The sequence below is a fragment of the Actinobaculum massiliense genome (assembly GCF_001457435.1).
Classification (GTDB): Bacteria; Actinomycetota; Actinomycetes; order Actinomycetales; family Actinomycetaceae; genus Actinobaculum; species Actinobaculum massiliense.
The window spans coordinates 680,379-697,759 of the sequence record NZ_LN881717.1; the positions used below are offsets into that span (position 1 = coordinate 680,379).

Genomic DNA, 17,381 nt, shown 5'->3' on the forward strand with positions numbered 1-17,381 from the left:
AGCAAGCTCGCTACCCAGCATTCGTGCCCCTAGCCTAGCCTTCGGCGCGCTCGGCCGCCTCTAACCAAGCAAGCTCCAGCTCCTCAATTTGTTCTTCTAGTTCGGATGCCTCGCGCGAAACGTCCGCGAGCGCCTCATAGTCCGTGCCCGCAGACAGTTCCGCGATTTTTGCGTGAAGCTTCTCGAGCTTCTTGCGCTCCTTGCCGAGCTGGCGCTCAATTCGCTGTGCCTCTTTATGAGCCTCGCGTTGGAGTTGCGAATCGGACTTCACCGGCTGGGCCGGTTCGCCGCCCAAAGCTTCGCCCGCCGAATGACGGCCCGCGCTACCTGAGCCCGCGCTACCTGCACCAGCATTACCAGCGGCATGAGCGCCCCCGGAGTGCCCACTCGCGCGCCCGCCGCGCCCGCCACCAGCGTGGCCATCGCCGCCCGCGAGCGCCGAAAACTCCAGATACTCGTCCACCCCGCCGGGCAAATCGCGCAGGCGCCCGCCAATCACCGCCATTTGCCGGTCGGTTACCCGCTCCAGCAAATACCGATCGTGGGAGACCACAATCAAAGTCCCCGGCCAGCCGTCGAGGAGGTCTTCCATCGAGGCCAAAGTATCCGTATCCAGATCGTTCGTTGGCTCGTCCAAAAGCAGCACATTCGGCTCACCCATGAGGATCCGCATGAACTGCAGTCGCCGGCGCTCGCCGCCGGAAAGCTCGGCCACCCGGGTCCAGGCGCGCTCGCGGGTAAAGCCCATGCGCTCGGTGAGGCGCGAGGCGGAAACGTCCTTCCCGCCAATCTCGATGTGCTGGGCCACCTCGGATACCGCTTCAACTACCCGCAGATCCGCGACCTGCTCCAGCTCCTTCGTATCCTGGGAAAGCTCCGCCAGCGCCACGGTTTTCCCGCGCTTTATGCGCCCCTCGCTCGGCTCGAGCTCCCCGGAAAGCAACCCGAGCAAAGACGACTTCCCGGCGCCATTGCGCCCCAGGATTCCCGTCCGCTCCCCCGGCGCGAGGAGCCAGGTAACATCGCGCAACACCGGCTCACCGCCGGGATACGCAAATGAGACGTCCTCCAAATTAATCACGGTTTTCCCGAGCCGCTGCGTCGCCATGCGGGTCAGCTCTACCGAATCGCGCGGAGCTGGCACATTGGCAATAATCTCTTCCGCCGCCTCAATTCGAAAGCGCGGTTTGGAGGTGCGCGCCGGTGCCCCGCGCCGTAGCCAGGCGAGCTCCTTGCGTAGCAGATTCTGGCGCTTCTCCTCGGCCACCGCGGCCTGGCGGGCACGCTCATTGCGCTGGAAGATATAGTCCGAATAGCCGCCGTCGTACATTTCCACATGACCGCCGGTGGGATTCCGCCCGTGCGCGCCGTCGGTGCCGGGCACGACTTCCCAGATTCGCGTCGCCACGCGGTCGAGGAACCAGCGGTCGTGGGTGACCACCACCAGCGCCCCACGCGGGTTCTTCCCGCCGAAGCGCCGTGCCGCGTAGTCGGCGAGGAAGGTAATCCCCTCCACGTCCAGGTGGTTGGTGGGTTCGTCGAGGACGACGACGTTCGCATCGCGCGTGAGCGTGCGAGCGAGTGCAACCCGCCGTCGCTGGCCGCCGGAAAGCTCGCGTACCCGCGCATCGAGGGAGATCTCCGGGAGCAGGCCGGCGTGCAGCTCGCGCACGCTCGCATCCGAGGCCCACTCGAATGTTGCCGCCTCGCCGTGAATGGCTTCGCGCACGGTGACGTCTGGGAGTTCGTCGGCCTGGGTGAGTAGGGCGATTCTTGCCTCGCGCGAAGTGGTCACCACTCCAGAATCGGGGGCCACCGCGCCGGCGACGATTTTCAGAAGCGTCGTTTTCCCGCCGCCATTGGGCCCCACCACGCCAATGCGCGATCCGTCCTCGAGGGAGACCGAGACGTCCTCGAGAATCGGGCGCGATCCCAGGGAAATCGATGCGTTCTGAACCGAAAGCAAATGTGTCATGGAGGCCTTTCTAGGGTGAAGAAGTTTTAGTTGCTGGGGGCCGTAGAAGCGACGGCGATGCGGGCGAAGTCTTCAATCCCGAGCTTTTCGCCGCGTAGCGAGGGGTCGATTCCCGCCGCACGGATGATTTCTTCGGCGTGGGCGGCGCTTCCCGCCCACCCGGCGAGCGCGGCTCGAAGGGTTTTCCGGCGCTGGGCAAAAGCGGCGTCGACGACGCCGAAGACCGCTTCGCGATCGGCGAGTCCATCGAAACCTGGCAACGCTTCCAAACCCTCACCTTCCCGGCGCGTGAAGGCCACCAGGGCGGAATCCACATTCGGCACCGGCCAAAAAACGTTGCGGGAAATCTTCGAGCCGCGGCTCACCTCCGCATACCAGGCGACTTTCGCAGAAGGGACGCCGTAGGTCTTGCTCCCGGGGCGGGCGGCAAGACGATCGGCAACTTCAAGCTGCACCATCACCAGCGCCGAGCGAATACTCGGGAACCGCTCCAGCACCGTGAGGATAATCGGCACCGCCACGTTATAGGGCAAATTCGCTACGAGTTTGCTCGGCCCAGAAATGTTTCCCACCTGGTCGGCAGCCGTTTCCTGCGAATTTCCGCTTTCACCCACCGCATCGGCCAGCGCCGGGCGCGCGAGCGAGGCGGGGCCCTGAAGTTGCATGGCGTCCATAAGGGTCACGGCAAAGGCACCGTCGGGAACCCCGTGCTGAGCTAAGGTATGCGGCAACGCGGCCGCGAGCGCGGGATCAATTTCAACCGCGGAAACATGAGCTCCAGCCTCGAGAAGCGCCAGGGTGAGCGAGCCCAGGCCCGGCCCGACCTCGAGCACATAGTCGCCCGGCTCCACGCCCGCCTCGCGCACAATTTTGCGCACGGAACCGGCGTCGGTCACAAAGTTTTGCCCCAAAGTTTTGGTAGGGCGAATGCCGAGCCGATTCGCGAGCTCACGGACGTCAGAGGGAGTAAGCAACGAGATTTGAGAGTTTTTCATCGCCCTCAAGTCTAGATTGATTAGCCGCCTGGCGCGTCTTTAGTACCAGCCCACCCGGTTGGAGTGACCAAGAGCGCCGCACGGCGTGCCGTACCGGCCCTGGATGTAGCCGAGCCCCCACTTAATCTGGGTGGCGGGGTTGGTGCGCCAGTCCGCTCCGGCCGAGGCCATCTTCGAGCCCGGCAAAGCCTGCGGGATGCCGTAAGCACCCGAAGAGCGGTTCTGCGCCTGGTAGTTCCATCCCGATTCGCGCTGCCACAGCGTAGCCAGGCAGGAGAACTGATCCGAGCCCCATCCATACGAGGAAAGCATTCCCGCCGCAATCTCCTGGGAAGTTCCGGCCGGCACCGGGCTGGCGGTTCCCACCGCTTCCTCGCCCGAAACACCGGCGTCGGACGCGCTGGCCGAGGCGGCAACGGTCGCGGGATTGGCGGTACCGACCCGCACAACCTCGTCCACCCGCTCCTGCTTTTGCACCGTGAAGCGCAGCGTGCGGGAGGTTTCAACACCGTCCTCCACGCGCACCTGGTAAGCCTTCGTGGCGTGGCCATCCTTGCCTTCGGTTTCGACCACGCGCTTGCCCTTGGGGAGCGTATCGTCTTCCACCTCGTTGGTCACGTGAGCGTCCACAACGTCCTCGGTCACAATTGAGCGGTCCACGCGGGTAATCGAAACGGTGGCGCCGTCAATCACGGGAGTCGCAAGTTCTTGGGAGACGACGTCGTCTCCGTCAACCTGGATTCCCGCCTCCAGCAGTGCATCGTGCAAGGATGCGGCGGAGGTTTCAATGGTCTTGGACTGGCCCTCGAAGGTGAAGGTAATCGTCTTAACGGGTGTTGCCGCGGCAAGGCGTTGCGCGGGAACGGCGTCGTTGGAAGTGGTGGAAACCGAACCGGCAGCGAAGGCCACCGAGGGGGCGGCGATAAGCACCGAGACGACGGCGGCGGCTCCGCGACCCAGCAGTGACATTCCGCGCGGGGCGCTGGCGGCACGGCGGAAGCTCGAGCCGGCGGGCTTGGCGCTTAGGGCCTCACGTTCGGCCTGCAGGCGCGCGCGGCGTGAACCCGGCTTCGGGGCCTCAAGCTCGCCCTGGGCGATAAACGCCGAAATATTCGGGGTTTCTCCGGTGTGACGTCCCAAAACGTTCCTTCCAGAAAATCTTGACGCCGGCCTATGACGCCGGCTTTATAACAAACTGATATCGAGTGTAATCAAATCGTGATCTTCTGACTAGGTATTAGTGCCTAGCACAACATAAAGGGATAAGAAACTCGCCTCGCCGTGCGCGGGGTGGAACGGGAACGCGCGGGGCGGAAGAGAAACGGATGCGGGCTGGAAACAGCGACGAGACAGAAACGGGTGCGGAACACAAACGGGATGCCGGGATTTTGTTGAGAATTCGCACCGAGCCGTGAATGTGTTTTAGATTGGCACCATGAGCGAAGAGGTTCCATTCGGAGATAACGCATCATCGACGGCACCAGCCGCCCGGCCAGGCGGCTATCAAAGTAGCGGCTACGACGCCGCGGCACATGACGGGTCGAGCTATAGCGCCGGCTCCTATCAAAGCAGCGGCTATTACGGCCCGGGACCTAACGGCGCGAGCTACGCTGGCCCGGGATCTAGCAACAGCGGGTACGGCAACGCTACACCGAGCCCCGCCGGATACGGCTACAGCAATCCTGACTACAACCGCGCCGCCCACAACAACACGGGCTACAGCAACGCAGGCTACAGCGTTGCTAACTACAACAGCGCCAACTACCAGGGCGCGCAATACGGCGATTCGGCCAAGCCGGCGAAAGTTCCGTTCTTGGCTCGGTTCTGCGCCGCGCTCAACCTCCTCCTCGCCCTCGCTTTGGGTATTGGCGCGGGGCTTTTGCCAGCCATTAGCGCCGAAATCGGCGGCGGGGCCGTCGCGCACGAAACGTTGCTCTCGACCCTCACCTACACCGACGCCACGCTCCCCTTCCTGCTGGCACTCGCCGGTAGTGCCTGCGCGGTGATCGGCGCCGTCTTTGGCCTTGCGACTCGCGGACTGGCGGGCCGCCTTGGCACGCTCCTGGTGATTTTGGGAGGCGGCGCCGGATCCGCCGCCATCTTCACCTTTATCCGCGCCGTTCCGGTGCAAGCCGCCCTCAATGCGGGCGCGTCGCTGAGCTGGGGACTGTGGGTAATGGTGGCGATCGTGGCGCTTTTGCTCATCTTGGGGGCGCTACAAATGATTTACATCGGCAAAAAGGCCCAGCGCTAGCCAACCACTGGCCGCAAGCGGTTACCTCACCGGCCACAGGCTCTTATACCCCGTAAACCGCGCGGGAGTTATCGCTGATTTGCTGGCACCACTCCGCTAGGTTCGCTCCGCGTAGATCCGCCATGAAGCGCACGGTGTAGGCCACCGCATAGGGTGCATTGGGGTGGCCTCGCCACGGCTGGGCGTTGAGGTACGGCGCGTCCGTTTCAGCCAAAATCAGTTCCGGTGGCAGGCGCAAAAACGCCGCCCGGAAATCCTCATTCGCCGGGTACGTCACATTCCCGGCGAAACTCGCGTACCAGCCATTTTCGGCCAGTACATCCGCCATCTCGGCATCCCCGGAATAGCAGTGGAAAACGGTCTTTTCCGGGGCGCCGTCCGCCAGCAAAATATCAATGACGTCTCGGTGGGCCTCACGGTCATGAATCTGCATGGGCAGGCCCATTTCCTTCGCAAGCGCAATATGCATCCGGAAAGCCCGTTTCTGCGCTTCTTCCCCCGCTTGCGCGGTGCGGAAATAATCCAGGCCGGTTTCTCCGATAGCAACGCAGTGCTCGTCGGCGGCTAGTTCCGCTACCAGGCCGACGGCGTCTTCCAGGGAATACCGCCGTTGCTCTTCACTTGGCTGATGATCAATTCCATCCGGCGAGGATTCGACCACCCCGGCATGCAGGGCTGCATCATTGGGATGGATCGCGAGTGCGGCGGAAATCTGCCCCGGGAACGCTGCGGCAAGCTCGAGCGTGGGCCGCAAGGTTCCCACTTCGCAACCCGAGGAAATCGCGTGGCGTACTCCGGCCAGCTCCATTCGCCGTACTTGCTCGCCACCCGAAAGCGGCCGACCATCCTCCCCGCTGCCATCCGCGCTATTGGGATCGCCCTTCACCGCAATATGAGTGTGGTTATCTACCACTTCAACCGGCAGCGCCTCCGGGATATCGGGGAAAATATGCCGCTTCGACTTCTTTGCCATCACTATCCTCCTCGGGATTTCGCATTACCGTCAGCTTCGCACCCGCCCGGTTACTACGCACTCCCAGACGGCTCCGCCGTTACTATTGTCCGCCTGACCAAACGCGAGGTGCGGGGCAGCCCCCTGCCCCGCACCTCGCGCATGCATCTGGCCCGGCTTTACTCGGCCGGCTCGCCCAAGCCCAGGCGCTCCAGTTCTTCCTCGACCACGGACGGATCGAGCTTCTGGAAGGCGGGCTTCGGCTTAGAAATCAGGACGCCCGGCTTTACTTCCACGCGCTCCCACGGATGGAGGTCGGTGTAGTCGCCGGTGATAATCGGGTATTCCTTGCCCGAATCCAGATCGGTTGCCTCCACCAGTTGCGGCATCGGGGCGATATCCCCCTGACCGCCCAGTACGCGGTCAATCGCGTTGGAGGAATGCGGCAGGAAAACGCACATCATGGTGTTGAGGTCAGAGACCACCTGGATGAGGGTATTGAGCACCGTGGCCAGGCGCTCGCGCTGCGATTCGTCCTTCATCTTGAAAGGCTCGGTGGTGGAAACATAGGCATTCGCCTCCCCCACCAGGCGCATAATCTCAGATAGCGCCGCGCGCTGATGGTGGTTGGCGATGTTATCGCCCACCGTGGCAAATCCGGCTTCTACTGCATCGAGCAGATTCTGGTCGATCTCCTCACGCTGGCCGGGCGCCGGGATTTCCCCGAAGTTCTTCGCGATCATCGCGGCGGTGCGGTTCACCAGGTTGCCCCAGCCTGCCACCAGCTCAGAATTATTGCGACGCACGAACTCGGCCCAGGTGAAGTCGGCGTCGGACGTTTCCGGGCCGGCAATGGAAATGAAGTAGCGCAGGGCGTCGGGCTGGTAGCGCTCCAGCACATCGCGCACATAAATCACCACGTGCTTAGACGAAGAGAACTTCTTGCCCTCCATGGTGAGGAACTCGGAGGCCACAACCTCGGTGGGTAAATTCAGCTTGCCCAGCTCCCCGGGCTCGCCGCCGCCCTCGCCCTCGCCGTTGTAGGCAAGAAGCTCAGCCGGCCAAATCTCCGAGTGGAAAACAATATTGTCCTTGCCCATGAAGTAGTAGCTGAGGGCCTGCGGATCCGTCCACCATTTCTTCCAGTCGTCGGCGCTGCCCGTGCCGGCCTTCTCGCGGCGGCGCGCCCATTCAATCGATGCAGACAGGTAGCCGATCACGGCGTCGAACCACACATACAAGCGCTTGTTCGGCTGATCTTCCCAACCCGGCACCGGGATACCCCAGCTAATATCGCGAGTCATCGCGCGCGGGCGGACGTCTTCCAGCAGGTGCTTGGAGAAGGAAATAACGTTCGGACGCCAGCGTCCGTTTTCCTCCACCCGGTCCAGCCATGATGCCAGCGACCCGGCGAGGGCGGGCAGATCTAAGAAGTAATGCTCGGTTTCCTTGAAAATCGGGGTTTTGCCGGAAACCTTGGAGAGCGGATCAATGAGGTCTTGCGGATCGAGCTGGTTACCGCAGTTATCGCACTGGTCCCCGCGAGCGCCGTCAGCCCCGCAAATTGGGCACGTGCCCTCAATATAGCGATCCGGCAGGGTGTTGCCAGTTTCCGGGTCAATCGCCACCGGGGTTTGGCGCACCACCATGTAGCCGTTATCGCGGCACGTTTCGAACATGGACTGCACCACGCGCTCGTGGTTCACGGTGGTGGTGCGAGTGAACAGATCATAGGAAAGCCCCAGACCCACCAGGTCTTCCACAATAATGCGGTTATTACGGTCGGCGAGTTCTTCAGGGGTGACGCCTTCTTGGTCCGCGGCCACGAGGATCGGGGTGCCGTGCTCGTCCGTTCCGGAAACCATCAGCACGTCCTCGCCCTTCATTCGCATGTAGCGAGAAAAAACGTCGGAGGGGACGCCAAAACCGGCTACGTGTCCGATGTGGCGTGGGCCGTTCGCGTACGGCCAGGCAACTGCGGAAAGAATATGCGTCATGGGGATAACCCTACCCGCGTTACCAAAACCGCACCTATTTCGCGGCGCGCGTGTGAGCGCCGTATCAGAACCGCAGTAACTTCCGGCGCGCTCGCCTTGCCCGCCCGCGAGCGTCCGCGTCCGCCCGTGAGTCCGCCAAGAGCGTTTACCGAGAATTTACTGAATCGCCAACCTATGTTTCGTAGAATTTGAATGAAATTCCTGGTGGTGGCCCCAGAGGAAGGCGGATGCGATCGTGAGCGACAGCTGGGAGTTCTTCCCTTTCCTGAACGACGACGAAGCTGAGTCCACTTCTGCTTCGGGCGGGAGCGCATGGTCAAGCCAGCCTTTCGATAACAAATCGGGCCGCGGAAACTCATCCGCTTTCGGAGGCCGCGCTGGCCGCCCGGCCAAGGATGCCCAGGAAGCCTGGGAGCGCGGCAATGCCTGGCGTGGATCGGGCCGCAAAAAGCGCGACGCCTTTGGTGATCCCCTCCCCGGCCAGCGCCGCGGCTTTATGGGCAGCCTCTTTAACAAGGTGAAGGAAATTGGCAACTCCCTGACCGACGATGATTCTCCCGCCGAGCACCGGCCAGCGGGCGGCGATTGTTCTGGTGCCGGTACGCACTCCGCATCCCGCTCCCACCTCGCATAAAGACGAAGAAATCGATAACTCATTTATGGATATGTTCGTTGTCCCGGTGACCCCGGACTACGCGGACAAGGGCCTGTTGGCAACCAAAGACTGGGACGATGGTACTCGCTGGTACATTGTTGACCTCACCACCGGCAACCTAGAAAACGAATTCAATCCGCGACCCGAAGATACTTACCGCTGGATTGGACTGCCGGTTATTACCGATCAGGGCCTGTGGTTCCCCGACGTCGACATGCTGGTGACGCCCGATGGGCAAGCGCAGGCGGCCCCGCACGGAGCCGCTTACGGCCACCGCCTCCGGATATACCTCTACGGAGATAAGGCGCCCTCCTTGGAAACAGTGGAGCGCGCCCTGCAATCAATTGTGGATGACGATCCCGCCCGCACGAAAAGCACCTCCGGTGAGCTGTTTTATTCGGATTCCGCCGTCGCCCTAAGGTTGCGCGGTAGCGACGACGCCGCGAGCTACGAACTCTGGCGCGATAGCAGCGGCACCGATATCGCCACTCCGCAGCGCGTCACCTCCAAGAACGCGCAGGCCTTTGTGGCCGGGGAATTACTGGTGGAAGTTTCCGAGGACGGCGAGGAGGCCCGAATCATTTCCCTCCTCGATCCGAATAATCGCGCAGATATAGACGGCAACCCTACGCACTTTGGACCGCGCAACGCGGTGGTGCGCACGGATGGTAGCGGCGTCGTACTTTTGCGCGCCAGGGACTAACGCTGGGCAAACCTCCGTAGAATGCCGCTATGAGCACTGATTCTCCGTTGCATTTGCCGCGCCGCAAACGCGCCCGCTGGGCGTCACCCGGCCCGGATTTGGAAACCCTCGCCGCACTGGAGAAAGCCGCGGAGGAAGAGGTAGCCCGGAAATTTGCACAGCCCGGGCCGGTGCGGGGGTATCCGCCGGACGTCGTCGTCGTACACGGCGACCCGGAAGAGACACAAAAACAGCTTCAGGCTGCGCAAGAGCAGGTGAACGAACTGCGCCACTCCGATGAGCGGCGCCCTCCATTCCCGCGGCGTCGCCCGCGCCGGAGCGTCTAGCCAAGCGCCCCCTTTCGGGTAAAATCGTCAGCGACACCGTGCGGCGCGAAGAGCGGGCCGCGAGGCTACTGTAAAGCAGGAGAAAAATGGCAGAGGACGTGCGGGCGCTAATTATTGTCGATGTGCAACCCACCTTTTGCGAGGGCGGCGCGCTCGGTGTGAAAGGCGGAAACGCGGTAGCCGAGCGGATTGCGGATTTCGTAACGGATAACGCCGGGGAATACGACCTCATCGTCACCACGCAGGATTGGCATATCGACCCCGGTGCGCATTTCTCCGATCATCCTGATTTTGTTGATAGCTGGCCCCCACACGGAGTGGCCGGGACCGAGGAAGCCGAGCTCCACGAGGCAATTACCTCGCTTCCTATCGACGCCTCCGTGAAGAAAGGCGAGTACGCGGCCGCCTATTCCGGTTTTGAGGGGAAGGATCCGGACGGCACCACGCTGGAAGATTTGCTGCGCGACGCCGACGTGAGCTACGTGGACGTGGTGGGAATTGCCGAATCGCATTGCGTGAAAGAAACCGCTATTGATGCGCGCCGCGCCGGCTTTGTGACCCGCGTATTCTCAGACCTCACGGTTCCCACGTCTGAGGAACTGGGCGTTTTGGCACGCCGCGAAATGGATGAGGCTGGCGTTGATCAGCTCGATTCGGCGGACGCTTTCGGTTTCTATGAAGAGGAAGAAGAAGTTCCGATCCCCGGCGACTACGACTACTTCGATCCGAGCGCGGAAGAAGCGGGTGATTCGGCAGAATCCGAAGACTACGACGTTTATAACGACGACGATTTCGATGACTATGAGGAGTACGACGCCGCTGAGGACGCGGATACGCCGGGTGCTCCCGCCTCCGTCAGCGAAGGCCGGGTAGAGGAATTCGACGACGAACTCGACGGGCTAGACGATCTGGGTCTCGACGATTTCGACGATCTTGACGTCGACTTCGACGCGGATTTCTCCGCCGAAGTGTCCGAAGACGATTTCGATTTCTCCGATATCGACGTCGACCCGCTTCACCCCAAAAAGTAGGGAGCGCTAGCTTTCTTCGCTCGTCGCGGCGCGATACAGCTCGTTTTTGCGAAGCCCGGTTCGCGCGGCGACGAAACCCGCCGCATCCTTGCCGCGCAAGCCGAGCGCGGCAAGCTCTTTGACGTCCGCAACCGCGCGCTGGAAGGCGAGCCGGGATTTTTCTTCCCCGTCCGCGCCCTCAATCACGATCACGATCTCCCCCAGCACATCCTGGGCGAAGCGCTCGGCGAGCTCGCCAAGGCTCGCGCGCACCACTTCCTCGTGGGTTTTGGTGAGCTCACGGCACACCGCACCTCGCCGTTCCGGACCAAAAGCTTGCGCCAAGGCGCGCAGGGATTCGGGCAGGCGGCGCGGGGACTCGAAGAAGATCATGGTGCGGCTTTCCGGTGCCAACTCGGCCAGGTATTCGTCGCGTTCGCGCTCTTTGCGCGGCAGGAATCCCTCGAAGCTAAACCTGTCACTCGCCAGGCCGCTGGCCGCCAGGGCGGTGAGCACCGCCGAGGGGCCCGGCACCACCGTCACCGGGATATCGGCTTCGCGAGCGCGCACGACCAGCCGGTAGCCCGGATCGGAAACAGCCGGCATTCCCGCATCGGAAACCATGAGGATATGCGCGCCCTCGCGGGCCAAGTCGATAAGGTAGGGCCCGCGCTCGGCCTCGTTGTGCTCATAGTAGGAAAGCAGGCGCCCGCGCGGTTCAGTATCGAGGCGCGCGGCCAAATTGAGTAACCGACGCGTATCTTCAGCGGCGATCACATCCGCGGTTGCTATTTCCGCGCGCAGGCGCGGGCTGGCGTCGCCGTCGTTACCAATGGGGGTAGCCGCTAAAACAATTGACCCGGTCATGGGTCCAGTTTAGAGGGGCTCGCCCCGCTTGTCGGTGCACCCCGATAGAATCCCCTCGTGAGTGTGCATGGATCAACACAAACTCCCGCAGCAGAAAACGACCACCGGAGCGCCGCCGCGCCGGCGCGCTCCACGGCCAAACGTGTTCGCCCGCCGGCCGCAAGGTTGCGCCCGCAAGCCGCGCGCGCCTACGAAGATGAGCTTCGCGGCCGGCTGGGGCTTGCTCCGCTCGGCAGGGATTTCCTTTCCCGCGCCCAGGCTCGTACGGGATGGATTATCACCGGCGTTGTTGCCCTCCTCGCCGCCCTCATTCGTTTTATTCGCCTCGGCTACCCACCGCGGCTTATTTTCGATGAGACGTACTACGTGAAGGGCGCCAACTCCCTGCTCCGCCTCGGCTACGAGGCCGATTGGGAAGGCGGAAACGAAAACGATCCGCTTTTCGCCGCGGGCGACTATTCCATGCAAAAAACCGGTGGCGATTACGTGGTCCACCCGCCGCTCGGCAAATGGATTATGGCATCCGGCCAGGCCATTTTCGGCCAGCAAAACGGATTCGGCTGGCGTTTTGCCACCGCGCTTATCGGGGCCGCCACGGTGATTCTGCTGGTCCGCGTGGCCCTGCGTCTTTTCAACTCCCCCGCCCTCGCCGGATTTGCGGGCGCGGCGATCGCGCTCGACGGCATGGGCATCGTCATGTCTCGCACGGGCCTACTCGATAACATCCTGGCATTCTTTATTCTCGCGGGTTTCTGGGCGATCCTTCGTGATCGCGACGCCGCCCGCGCCAAGCTAGCCCATCGAGTGGCCACGGGCCAGATACGTGCCAACGCCACCCCGGCTGATCCGTGGGGTCCGGCAGTGCATACCCGGCCCTGGATTTTGGCCGCGGGTGTGCTGCTGGGAATGGCGTGCGGAGTTAAATGGTCCGGCTTTTACCCCGTAGCGGTGTTCGGCGTCGTCGTCTTCATCTGGGGAACGCTCGCGCGCCGAGCCGTGCACACCCGCCTGTGGTTCGGCGCCGGTATTTTCCGAGAGGGCCTGCCCGCTTTCCTCTGGCTGGTTCCCGCTTCGTTGCTTACCTACCTGGCGGCGTGGATTCCCTGGTTCGCCAACCCCAACGGCTTTATGCGCTCGTGGACGCCGGAGCAGGTGGCGGCTGATATGACGAACTACAGCGCACCGCAGTTCTCCTTCCTGCCCGACGCCTTTAACACTTGGCTGGCCTACCACGCGAAAATGATGGAGTTCCATACCCACCTTTCCTCCGAGCACACCTACATGTCTCAGCCGTGGGAGTGGCTGGTGCAGTGGCGCCCGGTCTCCTTCTATTGGGTGGGAAGCGACGACGAAAAGATGAAGGAGGCGTGCGGCGCGGGCCGCGAATGCGTGGAGGCAATCACCTCGGTGGGCAATGTGGCCGTCTGGTGGCCGGCACTCCTGGCGCTCGGGGTGGTACTTTTCGCCGCTATTGTGCGCCGCGACTGGCGCGCCGGCGCGATCCTCGCGGGATACCTCGCCACCTGGGCCCCCTGGCTGCTCTACAGCAACCGCACGATTTTCCAGTTCTACGCCGTCGCGCTTTTGCCCTTCGTCTGCCTCGCCCTGGCTTTTGCGGCCGGCTACGTCACCGGCTCGCTGGGCCGCCCGCGGGCGCGGAGACTGCCGCTACCCGTGGTGGTTGGTAGCTCGCTTAAGATCGACGACGGCGTCTGGCAGCCCGTCAAGCGTCCGGAATCGCCGGTGAGTGGTCAGGACGTTATGGTTATGCCGGTGGCATACCCCTACCGGGCTCGCCATCACCAGGCTGCCGGCCTGGTCGGCGAGCACGCGGCTGGCGAGCACGCGACTGGCGAGCACGCGACTGGCGAGGTCGCGGTCGAGCAACACCCGGCAGGAGCGCACGCGATCGAGCAACACCCTGCCGACCAACACTTGGCCGGCCAGGATTCGATCAATGCAATGCCGTGGTGGCACGCGGAGCTCACCTCCTCCGGGCGCACGCTCCTTATTGGCGGCAGTATCGTCATCGCGATCTTCGCCGCCTTCTGGTATCCGATCTGGACGGGAATGACGGTTCCGCGATGGTTCTGGCAAGCCCATATGTGGCTCCCAAGCTGGATTTAGCTTCCGCGCTGACCTCCAGGCGAGGGTCGCTGGCCCTGGCTCTGGCGTGCTGGCCTTGGGCCCTAATGCGCAAACGGCGCGGACCAGCGGGCATTGCGGCCGGGTTGCCACTACGAGCCGGTTTCGGGCCAGGCGGGCGCGCAAAATCCGATGTCACAAAAGCAAAATGACGTCAGCAACTTGGTGCAAGTTTTCAGAAAACTCCCAGGGGCAAGGAAAAAACTAGAGCGAGTTGAGGGAGGAACGGCAGAATTTGACCCGCGCGGTGCGGGGTGGCGTTCCCTCCGGAAGAGGTACGAGGAGAATCCAAATGAGCACATCTAGTTCGTCTGGCGAGTGGGAGCCGCAGGGCCAGTCCGGGGCAGAGGGAAATTCTGACGCTCACGGCCAGTCCGATGCGAATCGCTACGGCTCCGGGAGTAGCTACGGCACAAGCCCGAGCGGCTCCACCTACGGGTATGGCCAGAGCAGTAGCTACGCCAACCAATACAGCGGCGCAAGTGGCCAATATGGGAACCAGAGCGGCCAGTACGGAGCTGATTACCGCGGCAACTATGCCTGGCAGGGGCAGGACGCGCGCTACTCCAACCCGAACTACCAGTACGGTTCCAACTGGAATCAGAACAATCCGTTCCAGAGCCAAGGACCTTACGGCTACCCGCCGATGGCCGCCACCAAGCAAAAGAAAACGGTTTCGCGAGGCTTTGCCGCACTCCTAGTGGTGATTGGTATGGTCTTTGCGCTCCTGGCCGGAACGAGCTTGGGCTACTTCGGCCTAGCCGGCTCCGGCCAGTCACATACTCAGTCCTCCGATCGCTGGCTCACCCCATCCGAAGATTCAAATTCTGAGTCGGGAATTGACGGGCACGAATGGGGCCCGTCCAACGGTAATCCGGTCGATCCCTATATGCCGGTTCCCGATTACGAGCCTTCGTCGAACGGTTCAACCCCGGTGCAACAGGGTAAGAAGGTACAGACCCCCGGCGTCGTCCTCATTAACACCACCCTGAGCGCGGGCCTAGGCGCCGGCACAGGATCGGTTCTCACCGAAGATGGGCTGGTGCTGACCAACTACCACGTGGTCATGGGGTCGAATTCGGTGCGCGTCACCGTTCCCAGCACTAACAAGACCTACGAGGCAGAGGTGGTAGGCCACGACGAACGCCATGACGTGGCGGTGCTTCAACTCAAGGACGCCTCCGGATTGGAGACCGTCAATATCTCCAACTCGCGCGTTTCCCAAGGTGACAAGGTGGTAGCGGTTGGAAACGGCAACGGCCAGGGCTACCTCACCGCTCTGGAAGGCACCGTGACCGGCACCAACGAGAACGTGGAGGTGCAAGACGAAAACGGTGGCTCTTCCGAGCGCCTCACCGGCCTGATTCGCACCTCTGCGGACATCGTTCCTGGCTACTCCGGCGGACCGCTTTTTGACGCGGACGGCAATGTGGTGGGCATGAACACCGCCGGTAACCTCGGCTCTACCTCCGAAACCGCCTATGGCTGGGCCATCCCCATCCAGCAGGCCATCGAGATCGTGGACCAGATTCGCGCCGGTAAGGAATCGGATACAGTGCAAATCGGCCGCAACCCCGCGCTCGGCGTCACGATTATTGGAAGCCAGCAGGGCGCCTCGGTGCAGTCCGTGCAAAGCGGTTCGGGCGCTGAAGCAGCCGGAATTCGCCCGCGCGACATTATCACCGCGGTGGATGGCAACAAGCTGACGAACGCCTCCGATGTTGCCAAGTACATTCGCGGCAAGAAGATTGGTGACACCATCAAGGTCACCGTCATCCGCGGTACCACCGGCGAGCAGGAAACGCTCGAGGTCAAGCTCACGGCCTCACCGATCAACTAAGCGCGGCGCGGTTTGCGCCGGGCAATCTCGCGGCCGGCAGCCTCACGCCGAGCGACCTATCAATAATCTCGGGCTAGATGCACGCGGCCCCGGTTGGAAACAATCTTCCAACCGGGGCCGCTTTACATTCAGCCTGCGCGGACCACTCGTCCCGCTTCTAGTAGTTCCAGTGGCTCGAGCCCGCGAGTTGCCCGGCCGAGATTTTGTTCAGCCCGCCGGGCCACCCGAGCCACCGCGATCCAAGCCCTCGCCAGGCCCTACTTGGAGGCGATGCGGGCACCTTCGGCAAGAGCCTCAAGCTTGGCCCACGCGATCGAGGGCCAAATGCGCCCGCCCAAGCCGCAGTCCGTCGAGGCGATCACGCGATCCTGGCCCACAATGTCCGTGAACTGCTTAATGCGGTCGGCCACCAGCTCGGGATGCTCTACCACGTTCGTCGAGTGGGAAACCATGCCCGGGATGAGGATCTTGTCTTCCGGAAGGGCAACCTCACGCCAAATCTTCCACTCGTGCGCGTGGCGCACATTGGCGGCCTCGAAGGAGATTCCGCGCGCATCCACTTTGAGGACCTTGTCCACAATGTCGATGAAGGGGATGTCCGTGGTGTGCGGACCGTGCCAGGAACCCCAGCACACGTGCAGGCGCACCTGCGCCGGATCAATGCCCCGAAGCGCGTAATTGATCGCGTCAATTCGCACCTCGACCCAGCGCCGGTAATCATCCACCGGTGGTTCCGGATTGACCTGGTCCCATCCTTCGGCCAGCGAAGGATCATCGATCTGCACCGTCAGACCGGCGTCGGTAATGATCTTGTACTCTTCGTGGAGCGCATCGGCCATCGCGTAGACGATCTCGTCTTCCGTCTTGTAGTAGGCGTTATTGATACGCGCGGCGGATCCGGGCGAAAGCGCGGCAATAAAGCCGTCCTTGGCCTCCAGGCTGTTCGCCTTGAGCGCGCGCAGAGTCAGGTCTACGTCGCGCTGCGCGTCGGCCGCGCCGGTGTATGTGACGGCGTCGACGATGGTGGGCATGGTGCCCTCCTGCTTCTTGGCCTGGTGAATCCCCGATTCCGGATTGGTGTAGGCATCGCGGAACTTCACCCAGTCGCGCCGCTCATTGAAGGAGGCCAGCTCTACGGCTCCCCCGCCGGTGGTCACGCCGTCATGCAGGGCCTGATCGGAAAAGTCCAGACCGCCCAGACGCCCGAAGGAGTAGAACCACCACGAGCCGTAGTTCGTCACTTCCTTCATAATGTGGCCGTATTCGCCGTCGTTCACGATGTCGATGCCGAGGTCGTGCTGACGCTTGACCACATCGGCCACCGCCTCATCCAGATACGCGGTAAATTCCTCCCGGGGCATGTGAGCCGCTTTCGCGTTCGCAGCTAGAAGCGAATCAGGCCGTGGCAGTGAGCCAACGTGCGTGGTGAGAATTCGACTCATTGTTCTTCCTTTCCGGGTTCCGCGTGGAGCGGTTATATGTTTTGTGAAGGTGCGCGGGCGTGTTTTCCCGGGCATGTTTTTCCCGACGACGCCGCAGACGCACCCCGCCAGTTTGCCATGAGCACTTAACGGAGCCAAGAAATGATCCCGGCTAGCGGGATTGCGATCCACCATTTGAGACGCTCAGCAGGGCTTTTGGGCGAGCCGAGGCGCGGATTTC

General features: G+C 62.6%; 14 protein-coding genes. 7 read left to right on the forward strand and 7 right to left on the reverse strand.

Going from position 1 to position 17,381, the window contains the following annotated elements; all coding sequences use genetic code 11:
* Window positions 1–34: 34 nt before the first annotated feature.
* The 3 genes from BN2664_RS04915 to BN2664_RS04925 are packed head-to-tail and all read right to left on the reverse strand — an operon-like array spanning window position 35 to window position 4,110.
* The gene (locus BN2664_RS04915) at window positions 35–1,975 is read right to left on the reverse strand and encodes an ABC-F family ATP-binding cassette domain-containing protein (RefSeq protein ID WP_007001316.1); all 1,941 of its coding nucleotides are present in this window, start codon (window positions 1,973–1,975) and stop codon (window positions 35–37) included.
* Between the two features lie 26 nt (window positions 1,976–2,001).
* The gene (gene rsmA, locus BN2664_RS04920) at window positions 2,002–2,970 is read right to left on the reverse strand and encodes a 16S rRNA (adenine(1518)-N(6)/adenine(1519)-N(6))-dimethyltransferase RsmA (RefSeq protein WP_007001315.1); all 969 of its coding nucleotides are present in this window, start codon (window positions 2,968–2,970) and stop codon (window positions 2,002–2,004) included.
* Window positions 2,971–3,009: 39 nt separating this feature from the next.
* Window positions 3,010–4,110 (reverse strand): aggregation-promoting factor C-terminal-like domain-containing protein, encoded by a 1,101-nt coding sequence (locus BN2664_RS04925; protein ID WP_007001314.1) that lies wholly within the window; start codon window positions 4,108–4,110, stop codon window positions 3,010–3,012.
* 295 nt (window positions 4,111–4,405) lie between these two features.
* Here BN2664_RS04925 and BN2664_RS04930 point away from each other — a divergent pair, with 295 nt between their 5' ends.
* Window positions 4,406–5,224: a YidH family protein gene (locus BN2664_RS04930; protein WP_007001313.1), complete on the forward strand. Its 819-nt coding sequence runs from the start codon at window positions 4,406–4,408 to the stop codon at window positions 5,222–5,224.
* A gap of 43 nt (window positions 5,225–5,267) precedes the next feature.
* Here the strand turns inward: BN2664_RS04930 and BN2664_RS04935 are convergent, their stop codons facing one another.
* Both BN2664_RS04935 and metG read right to left on the reverse strand, forming a co-directional pair.
* Window positions 5,268–6,197 (reverse strand): TatD family hydrolase, encoded by a 930-nt coding sequence (locus BN2664_RS04935; RefSeq protein ID WP_007001312.1) that lies wholly within the window; start codon window positions 6,195–6,197, stop codon window positions 5,268–5,270.
* A gap of 158 nt (window positions 6,198–6,355) precedes the next feature.
* Window positions 6,356–8,173, reverse strand: a complete 1,818-nt coding sequence (gene metG, locus BN2664_RS04940) for a methionine--tRNA ligase (protein ID WP_007001311.1) — start codon at window positions 8,171–8,173, stop codon at window positions 6,356–6,358.
* A gap of 235 nt (window positions 8,174–8,408) precedes the next feature.
* Between metG and BN2664_RS04945 the strand changes: the two genes are divergently transcribed.
* From BN2664_RS04945 to BN2664_RS09520, 4 genes are all read left to right on the forward strand, one after another.
* On the forward strand, window positions 8,409–8,807 hold the full coding sequence (locus BN2664_RS04945) for a hypothetical protein (RefSeq protein WP_040317003.1): 399 nt from the start codon (window positions 8,409–8,411) through the stop codon (window positions 8,805–8,807).
* Window positions 8,767–9,531, forward strand: coding sequence for a hypothetical protein (locus tag BN2664_RS04950; RefSeq protein ID WP_155856495.1), 765 nt, complete (start codon window positions 8,767–8,769; stop codon window positions 9,529–9,531). Before BN2664_RS04945 ends, BN2664_RS04950 begins: the two co-directional genes overlap by 41 nt.
* A gap of 29 nt (window positions 9,532–9,560) precedes the next feature.
* The gene (locus BN2664_RS04955; protein WP_007001309.1) at window positions 9,561–9,857 is read left to right on the forward strand and encodes a hypothetical protein; all 297 of its coding nucleotides are present in this window, start codon (window positions 9,561–9,563) and stop codon (window positions 9,855–9,857) included.
* Window positions 9,858–9,943: 86 nt separating this feature from the next.
* A complete protein-coding gene (locus BN2664_RS09520; protein ID WP_007001308.1) occupies window positions 9,944–10,888 on the forward strand; it encodes an isochorismatase family protein in 945 nt (314 codons plus the stop codon).
* Between the two features lie 6 nt (window positions 10,889–10,894).
* Here BN2664_RS09520 and rsmI read toward each other — a convergent pair whose 3' ends face one another.
* The gene (gene rsmI / locus BN2664_RS04965) at window positions 10,895–11,734 is read right to left on the reverse strand and encodes a 16S rRNA (cytidine(1402)-2'-O)-methyltransferase (protein ID WP_007001307.1); all 840 of its coding nucleotides are present in this window, start codon (window positions 11,732–11,734) and stop codon (window positions 10,895–10,897) included.
* A gap of 57 nt (window positions 11,735–11,791) precedes the next feature.
* Between rsmI and BN2664_RS04970 the strand changes: the two genes are divergently transcribed.
* A complete protein-coding gene (locus tag BN2664_RS04970; protein WP_007001306.1) occupies window positions 11,792–13,861 on the forward strand; it encodes a dolichyl-phosphate-mannose--protein mannosyltransferase in 2,070 nt (689 codons plus the stop codon).
* Window positions 13,862–14,171: 310 nt separating this feature from the next.
* Window positions 14,172–15,719, forward strand: a complete 1,548-nt coding sequence (locus BN2664_RS04975; protein ID WP_007001305.1) for a S1C family serine protease — start codon at window positions 14,172–14,174, stop codon at window positions 15,717–15,719.
* Window positions 15,720–15,976: 257 nt separating this feature from the next.
* On the opposite strand, the gene BN2664_RS04980 is transcribed toward BN2664_RS04975, so the two are convergent.
* On the reverse strand, window positions 15,977–17,161 hold the full coding sequence (locus BN2664_RS04980; protein WP_007001304.1) for a cobalamin-independent methionine synthase II family protein: 1,185 nt from the start codon (window positions 17,159–17,161) through the stop codon (window positions 15,977–15,979).
* Window positions 17,162–17,381: the final 220 nt, after the last annotated feature.